This is a genomic window from Candidatus Obscuribacterales bacterium (assembly GCA_019744775.1).
GTDB lineage: Bacteria > Cyanobacteriota > Vampirovibrionia > Obscuribacterales > Obscuribacteraceae > SBAT01.
On the sequence record JAIETZ010000003.1, the window covers coordinates 67,411 to 80,844 of the forward strand.

At 47.4% G+C, this 13,434-nt stretch carries 14 protein-coding genes and 1 other RNA gene; 4 read left to right on the plus strand and 11 right to left on the minus strand.

Going from position 1 to position 13,434, the window contains the following annotated elements; all coding sequences use genetic code 11:
- Positions 1 to 9 precede the first annotated feature (9 nt).
- The 3 genes from K2Y22_06985 to K2Y22_06995 form a co-directional block, all read right to left on the minus strand.
- The gene (locus tag K2Y22_06985; GenBank protein MBX9878190.1) at positions 10 to 426 is read right to left on the minus strand and encodes a hypothetical protein; all 417 of its coding nucleotides are present in this window, start codon (positions 424 to 426) and stop codon (positions 10 to 12) included.
- Positions 413 to 715 (minus strand): type II toxin-antitoxin system HigB family toxin, encoded by a 303-nt coding sequence (locus K2Y22_06990; protein ID MBX9878191.1) that lies wholly within the window; start codon positions 713 to 715, stop codon positions 413 to 415. The genes K2Y22_06985 and K2Y22_06990 overlap by 14 nt, the downstream gene beginning before the upstream one ends.
- A gap of 120 nt (positions 716 to 835) precedes the next feature.
- The gene (locus K2Y22_06995; protein MBX9878192.1) at positions 836 to 1,423 is read right to left on the minus strand and encodes a PCYCGC domain-containing protein; all 588 of its coding nucleotides are present in this window, start codon (positions 1,421 to 1,423) and stop codon (positions 836 to 838) included.
- Positions 1,424 to 1,573: 150 nt separating this feature from the next.
- On the opposite strand from K2Y22_06995, the gene mnmG reads away from it, so the two are divergent.
- The 3 genes from mnmG to K2Y22_07010 are packed head-to-tail and all read left to right on the plus strand — an operon-like array spanning position 1,574 to position 4,295.
- The gene (gene mnmG / locus K2Y22_07000; protein ID MBX9878193.1) at positions 1,574 to 3,472 is read left to right on the plus strand and encodes a tRNA uridine-5-carboxymethylaminomethyl(34) synthesis enzyme MnmG; all 1,899 of its coding nucleotides are present in this window, start codon (positions 1,574 to 1,576) and stop codon (positions 3,470 to 3,472) included.
- Positions 3,472 to 3,804, plus strand: coding sequence for a tRNA-binding protein (locus K2Y22_07005; protein ID MBX9878194.1), 333 nt, complete (start codon positions 3,472 to 3,474; stop codon positions 3,802 to 3,804). Before mnmG ends, K2Y22_07005 begins: the two co-directional genes overlap by 1 nt.
- The gene (locus K2Y22_07010; GenBank protein MBX9878195.1) at positions 3,804 to 4,295 is read left to right on the plus strand and encodes a tetratricopeptide repeat protein; all 492 of its coding nucleotides are present in this window, start codon (positions 3,804 to 3,806) and stop codon (positions 4,293 to 4,295) included. The genes K2Y22_07005 and K2Y22_07010 overlap by 1 nt, the downstream gene beginning before the upstream one ends.
- Positions 4,296 to 4,301: 6 nt before the next feature.
- Here K2Y22_07010 and K2Y22_07015 read toward each other — a convergent pair whose 3' ends face one another.
- From K2Y22_07015 to ffs, 3 genes are all read right to left on the minus strand, one after another.
- Positions 4,302 to 6,599 carry a PAS domain-containing protein gene (locus tag K2Y22_07015; protein ID MBX9878196.1) on the minus strand — a complete coding sequence of 766 codons (2,298 nt, stop codon included), beginning with the start codon at positions 6,597 to 6,599 and terminating at the stop codon, positions 4,302 to 4,304.
- A gap of 114 nt (positions 6,600 to 6,713) precedes the next feature.
- A complete protein-coding gene (locus tag K2Y22_07020) occupies positions 6,714 to 6,974 on the minus strand; it encodes a hypothetical protein (protein ID MBX9878197.1) in 261 nt (86 codons plus the stop codon).
- Between the two features lie 21 nt (positions 6,975 to 6,995).
- Positions 6,996 to 7,089: signal recognition particle sRNA small type (gene ffs, locus K2Y22_07025), an RNA gene on the minus strand.
- A 374-nt stretch (positions 7,090 to 7,463) separates the two neighbouring features.
- Between ffs and K2Y22_07030 the strand changes: the two genes are divergently transcribed.
- The gene (locus K2Y22_07030) at positions 7,464 to 8,579 is read left to right on the plus strand and encodes a PAS domain-containing sensor histidine kinase (GenBank protein MBX9878198.1); all 1,116 of its coding nucleotides are present in this window, start codon (positions 7,464 to 7,466) and stop codon (positions 8,577 to 8,579) included.
- Here the strand turns inward: K2Y22_07030 and K2Y22_07035 are convergent, their stop codons facing one another.
- From K2Y22_07035 to hemA, 5 genes are read right to left on the minus strand one after another with little or no spacing between them, the layout of a single operon-like run.
- The gene (locus K2Y22_07035) at positions 8,580 to 9,053 is read right to left on the minus strand and encodes a hypothetical protein (protein MBX9878199.1); all 474 of its coding nucleotides are present in this window, start codon (positions 9,051 to 9,053) and stop codon (positions 8,580 to 8,582) included.
- Between the two features lie 24 nt (positions 9,054 to 9,077).
- Positions 9,078 to 10,091: a porphobilinogen synthase gene (gene hemB, locus K2Y22_07040; protein MBX9878200.1), complete on the minus strand. Its 1,014-nt coding sequence runs from the start codon at positions 10,089 to 10,091 to the stop codon at positions 9,078 to 9,080.
- 59 nt (positions 10,092 to 10,150) lie between these two features.
- The gene (locus K2Y22_07045; GenBank protein MBX9878201.1) at positions 10,151 to 10,987 is read right to left on the minus strand and encodes a uroporphyrinogen-III synthase; all 837 of its coding nucleotides are present in this window, start codon (positions 10,985 to 10,987) and stop codon (positions 10,151 to 10,153) included.
- Entirely contained in the window at positions 10,988 to 11,926 is a 939-nt protein-coding gene (gene hemC / locus K2Y22_07050) for a hydroxymethylbilane synthase (GenBank protein MBX9878202.1), read from the minus strand.
- Complete coding sequence (gene hemA / locus K2Y22_07055; GenBank protein ID MBX9878203.1) at positions 11,923 to 13,341, minus strand: glutamyl-tRNA reductase; 1,419 nt, start codon at positions 13,339 to 13,341, stop codon at positions 11,923 to 11,925. Before hemA ends, hemC begins: the two co-directional genes overlap by 4 nt.
- Between the last annotated feature and the right edge of the window lie 93 nt (positions 13,342 to 13,434).

Consider the following 13,434-nt stretch of genomic DNA (forward strand, 5'->3'; position numbering starts at 1 on the left):
GCGAATGTTTCAGTCTATAAAAGCATCTATCGACATTTTGAAATAATCTGAAAGCCGTCGCGCCTGTGCTTTGCTTATTCGTCTGTGACCACTCAGTATTTCAGATAGATTCGATTTTGAAGAAAATAGATGTGCGAGATCGGCTTGTTTTAAGTTGTTGATTTCCATTAGGTCCCTGAGTGTTTCCAAAGGACTGAGCTTTTTGATCGGATAGTGTATTTTTTCATAGCTAATAACAAGGCTAGTGAGCACATCGAAGTATTCTTCTTCCTCTTGTGTGAGATTTCCTGCACGTCTTCGATCGAACAGGTGTTCGATTACTTTGTAGGCTTCTTTTAAGTGCTTTGTATTTTTTATAGGTGCTAGAGGAAACTGTTTGATTAGTCTTATATACTCGCTTGTCGCACTAGACTTAAGTGTTTTCATATCGCTTTTTCCATTTGTTTTCAGCATATTCCTGATGAGTTAGAACTTTGTATATGTATACGGCTTGTTTTTCGTAGGCAATGTCTGCGATGAGTCTAAACTTGTTGCCACCAATATCGAAAATTACTGCTCCGCGATAATAGTCTGCGGAACGGAATGTTTCTTTGAGCTCGGCGAAGTTAGCCCACTTTGCTTTTTCCGCAAAAGACAACCATCGTTTGAGTGGAGCTTCTGCATGTGTATGACTAGTTGCAAATTCAGTTAGCGTTTCCGCTCCGAAGATCTCCATAAAGGTACCTTCAATCCAATATTCTCAAAATGAGAACATTTTGTCAAGTGTGAGTGTGATTCCTACCTCTAATACGGAAAAGAGGCGAAAAAGTTCACAGTCAAGTGATTAATTCGGTAATTACTTCTTCTTGGTCTTATTCTTATCGTCGTGATTAGCGCAGCAGCCGCCTGGTTCGCCGGGTTCGGGCTTTTTGTTCATGATGAGTGGGCGACGCATCGGATCTTTTTCGCGATCGGCAGTTACTTTTGCTTCTGCAGCGGTATCAGCTTTGTACAAGCGAGATGCTTTGTATTTTTTGAGTTTGTCTGTTTCTGTTTGGAATGGATATTTGTCGGAAAACATTTGATCAACTTTTTGCTGAATCTCAGCAATTGATTTTCCTTCGCGCTTCATCGTTAATGCTTGCATTGCCTCTTCAACGCAAATGTGGCAATCAACTCCGTGATAGCCTTCGAAGCAATCGAGTAAGCGACCGTGACCGTCGGTTATATCGCATCCGCAGTAACAGAATAATTTGGAAATTGTTTCCGGAGCCAGCTTGGCGGCCATGTATCCCATTTGTGCAGCGCCGAAGAATTGTTCAGGCGGCAATACATGGTAAGTCTCTTGAACGGCTGCCGTCTTGGGTGGCTGGGCGTTAACTTGTCCGCTGACGAAAGCCAGGGCGAGCACTAGGGGCAAGATTTGGGCAAAACGTGAGTTCATGGAGACTCCGGATGATGATATTCGTTTCACTAAAACTAGTTGTAGCAAATCTATGTAGTGGAGGTCAAATTCCCTGGCGGGAATGCCCCGGATTTGCTACTATTTGCAATCCACTTGGCTAGTTCCGAGTTGGCTAGTCCCGAGGCTCTTATGGCGTCTAATGTTTTTGACTACGATGTAATTGTCATCGGCGGCGGCCATGCCGGCGTTGAAGCCGCCAATGCGTCCGCCAAATTGGGCGTAAAGACGCTGCTTTTAGCCGTCAATTTGGACACAATAGGCGCCATGCCCTGCAACCCAGCCGTTGGCGGGCCAGGCAAGTCGCAGCTGGTCAAGGAAGTCGATGCGCTGGGCGGTATTATGGGCATTGCAGCTGATGCCACGTATTTACAGATGCGCATGCTCAACTTGAGTCGCGGTCCAGCTGTGCAGTCGTTGCGCGCGCAGTCTGATAAGCGCGAATACAGCACTTGGATGAAGGCTTACATGGAGTCTTTGCCCAACTTGACCATCAAGCAGGGCATGGTCACGAAATTTTTGATTGAAGATGGAAAAGCTGCCGGAGTCGAACTTCAATTTGGCGAACGCGTAAATGCAAAGGCGCTTGTTTTATGTGCCGGTACTTTTCTTGAAGGAACAATCTGGATTGGCAAACAAACTCAGTCTGCCGGTCGTGCCGGAGAGTTCGCATCAATTGGTTTGTCGGCGAGTCTGAAAGCATTAGGCTTCACGATGGACCGCCTGAAGACTGGTACGCCGCCGCGTATCGATGGACGCACAATTGACTACACTAATTTGCCGATTGTGCCTGGTGATGAAAACCACGCGTTCTTTTCTTTCTTGGACAACAGACCTGAGCGTGAACAATTGCCGTGTCACCAAACACGCACGACAGAAAAGACTCACGAGGTTATTCGCAACAACTTAGGCGAGTCGCCCATGTATTCGGGAATGATTCATGGCGTCGGTCCGCGTTACTGTCCGTCCATTGAAGACAAGGTTGTGCGCTTTGCGGACAAAGAAAGCCATTCTTTCTTTTTGGAACCAGAAGGCAGATCGACATTTGAAGTGTATTTGCAAGGCTGTTCAACGAGCTTACCCATTCATGTCCAGCACGAGATAGTCAAATCTTTGCCCGGACTAGAAAACGCCACAATTATTCGTCCGGCTTATGCTGTTGAATATGACTACTTGCCGGCTATTCAGTTTAATCACACATTGATGTCGAAAGACATGCCGGGATTCTTTGCTGCCGGTCAGATGCTCGGCACGAGTGGCTATGAAGAAGCCGCCGCGCAAGGACTAATTGCTGGTATCAACGCGGCGTTGTATGTACATGGCGGCAATGAGTTTGTATTGAGTCGTGCATCGAGTTATACAGGCACTCTCATCGATGATTTGGTTAGTAAGGAAATTGGCGAGCCGTATCGCATGATGACGTCACGTTCGGAATATCGCTTGTTGTTGCGTCAAGATAACGCAGATACGCGCCTTACACCATTTGGTCGTGAGATTGGTCTCGTCGATGATTATCGTTGGAATCTCTATCAGAAGAAGCAAGAAGAAGTTGCTGCCGAGCACAAGCGTCTACAAACAACGCGCGTGCATCCGAGTGCCGAATGGCAAGCGGCTCTTAGAGAATTCGATGAAGAGCTGAGACAGCCAGTGTTATTGGAAGAGCTGCTTAGACGCCCACGCGTGCCTTATTCCGTAATTGAAAAAATGGCTCCTGCCGTCGATGGCGGCAAATTCGCCTGGTCGCTTGAAATAGAGACGGAAGTCAAATATGCAGGCTACATCGAGAGACAAAAAGCGCAAGTAAAACAAGCTGAGCGTTTGGACAATGTTAAATTGCCAACTGACTTTGATTACATGAACATGGAAAATCTAGCCAAAGAAGCTCGCGAAAAACTAACACGCATCAAGCCGCTGACACTCGGACAAGCCTCGCGCATTGGCGGTATTACACCGGCAGATGTATCCGTGCTGCTCGTATTTATAGAAGCCCGCCGCCGTGCCGGACAAGCTCCAGAGTTGGCGACTGTCTAATGGAAATTACCTACGCGGATTTTGAAAAGGTCGAAATAAGAGTAGGCAAGATTGTAAGAGTTGAGGAATTTGCCAAGGCTCGAAAGCCGGCATTTAAACTGTGGATTGATTTTGGTCCACTAGGTACAAAGCAATCGAGCGCGCAGATAACGAAGTTCTACAATACGGAAGAGCTAGTTGGGCGACAAGTTGTTGCCGTCGTTAACTTTCCACCTCGTCAGGTAGCAGATTTCATGTCTGAGGTGCTTGTCTTAGGCGCCGTGCCCGTAGATGGTGATGTTATTTTGTTGAAGCCTGATCAAGAAGTTGAATTGGGAGCGAGGATTTCGTAGTGGATAATGACAATAGCACCTGGAAGAAGCTCATGGATGCCGGTAATTTGGCATTCGAGAAAAGGCGCCTTGCTGATGTGGAACGGCTGTATGCGGAAGCCATTAAAGAGGCAGTGAAATTCGCAGACGATGATCCGCGTCTTGCGTATACATATAATAATTACGCTGCTTTGTGCCATAGCCAAGGCAAGTATGCATTTGCGGAGAACTATTACCAGAAGGCTCTTGAGATAAACGAGAAGAATTGCGGAGCTGATAGTCTAGAAGTCGCGCAGAATTTGCACAATCTGGCGATTGTCTACAGCGCCAAGCTTCGCTACGACGAAGCGGAGTCGTTGTATCAGCGCTCACTGGAAATCAAAGAAAAGCATCTGGGTGCGGACCACAAAGACTTAGTATCCAACCTGAAAAACTACGCCCGCCTATTAAAGACAATGAAGCGCGATGAAGAAGCGCAGAAGCTAGAGTCGCGTGCTGCGGCGATAGGGTAGTTGTTTTTAACCCGCCGGTAGCGTGAAATACACCAGCGTTCCGCGACCTGACTCCGACTCAGCCCAGATGCGGCCACCTATTCTCTCGATGTTATTCCTGACCACATACATCGCCAACCGCGAAGCATAACTGTCTTCCGGATGCTTGCCTTGAATAAATCCCACGAACATGTCATTGACGTCTTCTGTCGACAACGCTGGGCCGGAACTCGACACGCTCATTCTAACTTCGTTCGCCTTCAAGACGCTCTCGACGCGTATACGTCCGCCGGGTGCTGTGATGTCGAGCATCTTGCGCAGAAGCTCGACTATTACGTTGCGTAACACATCTTTGTCGGAATTGACTGTAGGCAAGCCGGTGACTGTCTTGTAGTCCAGCATCAATTGGCGCTCACGGGCCAATGCTGACACTTCTTCCAAGCAATCAGCGACAAGCCTTGTTATTACGGTAGGCTCGCGCGGCGTAGTGGACGATGGTATTGTGCCGCCGTAAATCATAAGCAGGCTGTCGACAACAGCAAGCAGTTGCACGTAGTGAGTATGCAGTTGCGCCAAGCCCTGTCCAACTGAAGCGTGCATTGTTTGTGACGCATTGGCAAGCAGCGCATTCCATGTGGGTTCGGCTGACGACAACGGCGTGCGAATAGAATCCGTCAGGAAAGTGACAATTTCTTGGCGCAGCGAAGCGGCCTCCGTGTGCAAAGTCTTATCGCGCAACACAAGAATATATCCTTGAATTACAGTGTTATCTTGCATGATTGGCTGCAAGTGGGCAAAAACTTCGACGACCCTCTTTTGCTGTCTGTGATAGATAAAGCCTTCCGGGAAAAAGGCGTTAAGAAGCTCGCCCGGCTCATTGGACCGTTTAGAAAATGCAGTAGCATCTCCATCCGGCGGATCACCTGGTTTTTTCACTAGGTCGTAACAATAACGTCCGGCGACTTCCGCCTCTGTTGAGCCCAGCCAGTTGAGGAATGCCGGATTGGCGGAAACGATATTGCCGAATTGATCAAGAAATAGAAATCCTTCGTTGGCTATTTGAATTACAGAGTCTAATTTTTGTTGCAGCAAGACAGCTTGTTGATTTGCGTAATTTATTTGTTTGGCTGTCTCAGCTATCTGCCTTGTCTGTGAAGCTACCTGGCGATTCAATGTATTTATCTGGCTGTTCGCTGCTTCTAATTGATCAACAGATACACCGGAATCCCCTTCACTCGAAAGCAATTGTGTCTTCAAACTCTGCACTGACGAGCGCAGAGACGCAACAGCCGTATCCATCAACTCCCCAAGTTCCAGAAACTCTCCCTTGAGTACATCGAGTGCAGGCAGTGATGACTTTTGTGCCGCCAAATCCTTGGCTCTTTGGATCAAGAACTTTATCGAAGACGATGTATAAGTACCAATTGAATTAGCGAAGAACAAAGCCAGCAACAATGCCAAAATAGCCGACACGGCTGACTGTATTCCAATGCCCATCAGTTGTGGCTTGATATCGGCTACAGGTGTCGTAATTAGGATAATGCCAACTAGGTCTTTCTCCGGCGATTCTTCAAACAAAAGAAACGGCCAATACATTTTGTCGCCCACTTCCGTTACTTTGAGTGGTGGCGTTGTCCCTTTGCTTAATGAGTCGAGATAACCGCCGTCCTTATTGAGCAGACCTGTTGTAATAACCGTTACTCGTTTATCCTTCGCTGAATACAACGCAGCGTCGACGTTGGTTATGTGTGCCGGCATCAGTGCCATTTTGGTAACAAAGCCTGTCAGTAAATCTAGATTTATTGCTTGTGTTACTATCACTGCTCCGCCCTGATAGGGTATCGGAACAATTGCCGTAATACACGGAGCGCCGGTAACGCTAATGGTGGTCGAACCTTTCACCTTCTCGCGCGTAGAAATAGCCTTGTTGTATAAGAAGCCTTGATCGGGTACTGGGTATCCTGATTTAGACGGTGTTTCGCTTGAGTAGACTACATAGTTGTGGTCATCAACGACAATTACTGAAGCTTCACTTTCGGCTCTATCGATAAGCGCATTTGCTTCGCGGCCAATTCTGTCCTTGTTTTTAGAAGAGTAGGCAGAATTAAACCCGGGACTTTCCAAAAGAGACAACGCCAATCTTTCGTTGCCGTTTGCAATAGCGAGCATGTCGTCACCCAGCTGTTTTTTTGATGTCTCCAGCTTTTCTGTCGCGCTATCGTGAACTGATTTGTAGAGATTGAAAACGCCAAGGGCGGCACTGCTTATGACCATGACCACAATCACGGTAATGAAAGCGAAATTGAGTTTTGCCGTTAGTCCCAAGGAAAAACCCCCAACTAATCAGCTTATCCCCCTCAGATTTACCTTTAAATCAAAAGAAGGAGATTTGAAATGAATATTCTTCATGTAGCGGCGCATTGCATGCGCCAATAATCTTTATCCGACTGATCCGGCTTTGCGCAGTTCAGCTTGGACTTGAATGGCGTGGATGAGTTGATTGGGACCACAATAGCCAAGCTCAAGCAGAATCTGACCTAGCGGCTTTTGCTCTTTGCCTGTGGCTACATCCTGAGTCTGGATATTTAGAGCTTCGTCCAGCTGATAAATTGTGATGTAACCCAACTGGACCAAAATTTGACCAAGCAAGGTTTTGCTCGATTCAGGCGGTCTGGCATTTTTGGAAGATCCGGTTGTCATATTTTTGGCTTTCTTTATGGATTAAGACCGCTGGACACACCCGAAGGTGACAACTTATGGCTGCTGGGTTTCCCCCCTGACCAGGTTCGTTGGTCCTCGCCGTGCCCAACGATCTGTATCATTATAGATCATCAGGAAGTTCCCAATAAGTTCAAAAACCTAAAAGTTTAGGCGTACGGGCGCATTGCATGTGCGTTGCCCTGTGCGGCAAAATGCGATAATGTGACACCAAAAGCGGTATCACTTGCGATAAAAGGACGGCAGGCGCTTGCATCCCGGCAACAGGGGCCTGTCTATACAGCAGGTGTATCCCCCATTCGAGGTATACGCGTGAAATATTTTGACTTTTCGAGCAAATTTTATCGGCTAAGTCTCTAATTAGAGTCCATTAATTCTTGACATCTGATATGATTTTAAGGGGGTTGTTCGAGCTGAAACAACAAAAATTGGTCGGTCCTGTCCCTTGTTTGCAGGACCTGGGTGGTAACCATGGCCAAATGTTCGCCGAAGCAGGAACGTACAAGTGAAAAGGTATCCACTAATGCCTATGCAGCGGCAATTTTGGAAGCTTCTCCGATTTGCATGTTCTACTGTAATGAAAGTGGTCACTGTTTATATGTGAATCCGGCTTATCGAAAGCTGACTGGGTTCGAAATTGAAGATGGATGCAGTTGGGAAGATGTCTTGCATGCAGAAGATCGCGCGCGTGTTGTTACCGAATGGAAATTAGCGTGCGCTGTAGGTGCGCCGTTTGAAAATACTTGTCGTTTTGTTTGCAGCGATGAATCTATTGTATGGGTCAAAGTAACTGCCAAGAAAGTCGCGCAGGGCGACTTAATCGGCTACGTCGGCACGGTGGAAAATGTCACAGCCGTTAAAGATGGCGAACTAACCAAAATGAATGTATGGCGTTTGGAGCGCCTCGAAGAATTTGTAGCAACATTGGTTCACGATTTGAAAGCGCCTCTGGTTGGTGCTGAACGTGTACTGGAAATGTTGGTAAATAGATCGATGGGCGATTTGAACTCCCGTCAATTAGATGCAATTGCTCTTTTGAAAGCCGGCAATAATCACAAATTGAGCATGATTCAAAAACTGCTTGATGTTTATCTTTTGGAATCAGGACAACAAGAATTTCAATTTGAAACATTGAATGTGCGCACAGTTATTAGTGACAGCATTATTGATTCGGCCAAAATGGCTGAGCAGAAAAATATTAGACTGGAGTTTGATTGCGGGATCAATTTGCATAATGTGGTTGCCGACAGAAAAGCCGTTGCTGAAGTGATTAATAATTTACTGCACAACGCTTTGACTTATTCGCCTGAAGGCGGATTAGTGCAAGTGCAAGCACAGAATAACCACAAATACGTTGTGGTTCGCGTTGTTGATACTGGTCCTGGAATATCGCCTGAAGATCAAGCGTATTTGTTCTATCACTTTGCGCAAGGTCAAAGTGGCGGACACTACGTGGCAAACACCGGCTTCGGACTCTATATTAGTCGACTAATAGTAGAAGCACACGGCGGCACAATCAGCTGCCGTAGCGAAGAAGGACTAGGCTCCGTCTTTACCGTCATGCTTCCGTTCGAGGCAAAGAGGTAGTTACTCGCCGGACGCGACGTCGGGGCCGCCTTCGGACATGCCGTCTAAATTGTTGAAGCGCAAGAGTTCTCTGCGCCATTCAAGATCAGCTTGAGCTTCTTTGAGCAAGCCTTCCAATCCTTGGTAATCTGCAAACGACAAGTCGACAGCAACGCCAATATCAAATGTCAGTTTGACACGTTCGTATGTCGGCGTGCATGCCAGACAAGCCATATGCTCAGGACCACAAATTTCAAACATGCGATTCTCGTCGCTTTGCACTGGATCTTTGCGCCAATTGATGTAGTCGCCAAATTCCTCATCTTCCATGCTCTGTTGAACAAGCAAGACCAAAGCTTGATACTGCTGCTGGTTTAAGTAAATGGTTATTTCTTGCCTGCGCAAATCCAAAGCCACTTCGCCGTTTTCCTTGTCTAGGTACAAGTCGGCAAAAGCGTTGGCAAAACTAATTTGGTAGGCGGTACTCGTTTTCATCAATTCCCTCTGTGCGCAGCGTGCTCAGGATAGCCAGGTGGCTACGTCCTTAGCATGATAGGTGATTATAATGTCGGCCCCAGCGCGAAAAATGCCGGTTAGAGTCTCCAATACAACCCTTCTTTCATCTATCCAGCCGTTGGCTGCAGCTGCCTTAATCATGGAGTATTCTCCTGAGACATTATATGCCGCAATTGGCAGGTTGGTTATCATTCTAGCTCTTGCGATGACATCTAGATAGGCCAGGGCCGGTTTAACCATAACGACATCGGCGCCCTCGGCTATGTCCAGTTCTATTTCCCGGATGGCTTCCCGCCCGTTGGCAGGGTCCATCTGGTAGGAGGTGCGGTCGCCAAAGCGCGGGGCTGATTCGGCGGCTTCGCGGAATGGACCGTAAAAGCCAGAGGCGAACTTGGCACTGTAAGCCATTATTGGGATGTTTTCAAAACCGTTTTTGTCTAAGCCTTTGCGAATTGCGCCTATTCTTCCATCCATCATGTCCGACGGAGCAATTATGTCGGCGCCTGCTTCAGCCTGTGAAATAGCGGCTTTCACCAAGATTTTTACGCTCTCGTCATTGTCTATGCCGTTGTCTGTGGCAATTCCACAGTGTCCATGGTCCATGTACTCACAAAGACAAGTGTCGGCTATGACTATCATTTCCGGGAAAGCGTTTTTGATTGCTCTGATTGCTTCTTGTGTAATGCCTTCCTTGGCAAAAGCTTGGCTTGCTCTGTCATCCTTGTTCTCAGGTATACCGAACAAAATCACACCCTTGATACCTAGAGCTTGAACCTCTTCTACTTCTTTGAGCATCGAGTCAATGCTTTGCTGGTGAATGCCGGGCATGGAAGAAATTGGCTTCTTCACGCTGTTGCCCGGCACTATGAAAAGCGGATAGATGAGTTTTTCGACGGAGAGCTTTGTTTCACTGACTAAACCACGCAACGGGCTTGTCGCTCTCATGCGGCGCATGCGAACGGATGGGAAAGTTGCCTCGGATACGGCTGGTTTTGTCGTTATTGCCATGTTAGACATATATATATATTCGATTTACGCTCCGTTGACTTAAAAGTGGTTGCCAATCTGGCAGGAATTTAATGGGAAAAGCGGTCGACAATGGCTTTGACTAATCCGTCTGTTGTAAACGTGGTTGCTTCGATGCAGTGAATTGCTGCCGGCAATTCCTTTTTGGCAGCCAGAGCCGTTTCCGGGCCAATTGCAGCCAGAGTTACTTTGGATAGTAATTGAGTCAAATCGATGTGGTTGTTCGCCTTTGCTTGCCGCTCAATTCCTAGTTGCAACAAGCGACTAAGACTACGCACTGTTTCTGAACTCATTATCGTTATGACGTTGAGTTTGTCATTTGCCAGCATATCTACGAGCGCATCTGCTTTGCTTTCCGGATCAATCGGCCCTTCCGTTTGGTAGGCAGTGACTGCATCTACTAGGGCACCAGCTTCGTGTAATTTCTCCAGCAAATACTTGCGACCTACGTTGGTACGCGGCCAGAATATGCGAGTGCCTTTGAGATGTGGATATCCGGGAAATTCGCTGGCAAGACTTTCGGCTATGAATGCTGTGGGTGAAAATGTAGCTTCTAAGCCGAACTGTTTTAGCGCTTCAGCTGTGGCTGGACCGATAGCTGCGATTTTCAATTGTTTGAAATCACCGACAGATTTATTCAGTGCCTGCACGCGTTCAATCACGGCATTCACTGCGTTGACACTGGCGAAGATTACCCATTCGTATTCAGGCAGTGAATAAATGGCATCATCAAGCGGCTTGAAATCATCAGGAGGCTTAATAGAAATAACAGCCATTTCCGTCACGTCGGCACCCAGTGCGGTTAGCTTGGATGTGAGCTTCGATGCCTGGTGTGCGGAGCGCGTCACCAGGATAGACAAGTTTTTAAGTGATTTATTTTGAGACATTTACGGGGGTGAAACAGAGGCTGTTGTTGTTTTAAGTTGAGCAAGAATTTCTTCGGCGCCCATTTGTAGGAGTGAGTGCGCTAATTCGATTCCCATTGACTGGGCATTTTTGACTGGTCCGCTTGCAGACTTGCGCAAAATCTTGCTGCCATCCAGTGCCGCCACACAACCGGTGATATCTATCATGTTGTCTTTTTCTCTGGCGAGAACTCCGACGGGCACGGAGCAACCGCCGCCTAATTCGTTTAGAAATGCGCGCTCGGCTGTAATTTCTCCTCTGACAGAAGGGTTTTCGATAGCTTTGCACATAGCGAGAACATCTTTGTCATTCGCGCGGCACTCAACAGCAATGGCTGCTTGTCCGGCGGCAGGCAAGTTTACCGACGTATCAAAATATTCGGTTATGTGTTGCGTGAGGTCCAAGCGAATAAGTCCGGCAGCGGCAAGAACCATCGCGTCACAAGCGCCGTCTGCATGCTTTTTTAAACGGGTGTCGATGTTGCCGCGAATGTCGGTAAAGATCAAATCCGGGCGTAAGGCTTTTAATTGAGCCAGGCGTCTACGGCTTGATGAAGCAACAGTTGCTCCTTTTGGTAAATTCAGAAAAGAAGTTTTGTTGTGGCTAATGAGAACATCGCGCGGATCTTCTCTGTCGAGAACAGAAGCAAGTGCCAGCCCCTCGATCATGTCTGTCGGCAAATCCTTGAGACTATGCACGACGAGATCAACTTCACCAGCCAGTAGGGCTTCTTCCAACTCTTTGACAAAAACACCGCGCGTGTCAAAAGCGAAGAGTGGCTTCTTCATGTCTTTTTCGGCATGAACCTTGATAGGTATTGTGACAAATTTTTGTCCGGGAAATGCTTGCTTCAGCTTAGCTAGTACGCTATTTGTTTGAAATAGCGCTAACTTGCTTTCGCGAGTACCAACTCGAATCATGTAAAACTCAGCCAAGCTTTCTTTAGCTTGTCGGAAAAATCTTTGAGGGCATCGTCAACTTGCTTGCCTGATTCCGCAAATGGGCAGCTTTTGCCTGAAGCTTGAGTGGCGTTGTGATGGCCTGTCGCCATTGGTTCGCTGACATTCAGGTTAAACAACTGGCGCAGAGCTTCTGCCTGTTGGCGCAGTGCACCGTAGTCTGTTGTTGCCTTTAGTTGAACTGTTGGGTGGTGAAGGATTTGGTTGATGATACTGCGGCTGATGTCTTCCATCTTGTCGCGCATATCGCCGGAATCGTTGCCGGCTGATTGTGATTTGGCCATTTGCGCCAGGCGAATGGACTCGATTTTTTGACGCAGTTCTGTAATTGTCGGCACAACAAGAAGCGATCTCTGCCATCCGTTGAAACTTTCCAGTGACTCAAAAACAATGTCTTCTGCTTCGGCAACAAGAGCTTCACGTTCAGCCATGTTTTTGTTGACGATAGCCATCAAATCATCGGCGTGGAATGATTTCACTCCGGCAATGTCGGCTATGTCCGGATTAACGTTGCGTGGGACGGAAATATCAATAATGGAAAGATTTGGGTTTGTCTTTTGAGCTTGCAAGTCTTTGGCGTCCAGAAGAAACTGTGGTGCTGATGTGGAAACAAACACTATGTCGGCACTTGCTGCCAGTTGCGGCAAATCTTCCATGGTGAAACCGGTCTTCATTCTGTGCGCATTTGGTATATCACCGTTTGTCAGCGATGCCAATCTTTCTTGGCTGCGATTGAGCACAACTACAGGACCGTTGCCATTTTCTGTAAGCAAATGCTTTAGCAAGACTTTGCCCATTTTGCCCGCACCGACAACCACGATGTTTTTCTCTGCTAGTGGTCCCATTAATTCGCGCGCCAACTCGACTGCTGCCGAGCTAATGGACACAGCGCGGCGTCCCATTGATGTTTCCGTGCGTACACGCTTGCCGCAGTTGAGGGCTGTTTTGAAAAGTTGATCGAGAAATGGTCCAGCTGTGCCGGCATCAAGAGCTGCTTGATGCGAGTCCTTCACTTGGGCCATTATCTGCCCTTCGCCCAAAACCATGCTGTCTAGTCCGCTGGCGACACGGAACAAGTGCAAGACAACGTCTTCTCTCAGAAGTTTGAAATTGGGACGTAGTGCTCCGTGGTCAGCAACAGTTTGTGTTGACAGGAAAAACGATTCGATTTCTTGGAGTCCTGCTTGCACATCGGAGACAAGCGCATAGACTTCTGTTCTGTTGCAGGTCGAAACAACTGCTGCTTCCTTGATGTGCGGCATGCGAGCAAGTGCATGCAATGCGTGCGTCAAACAGGAAGTAGGGATAATGAACCGTTCGCGGATAGCAATTGGACTTGAGTGGTAATTGAGACCGCAGACGACCAGGTGATTCATTGTGGGCTTTCAAATAGAAATAAAAGTATTGTGCAAATTATATCTAGGTGAAGCTTCACTGTAAGTGTCCTTAAGAATAGCGTTAAGAATCTA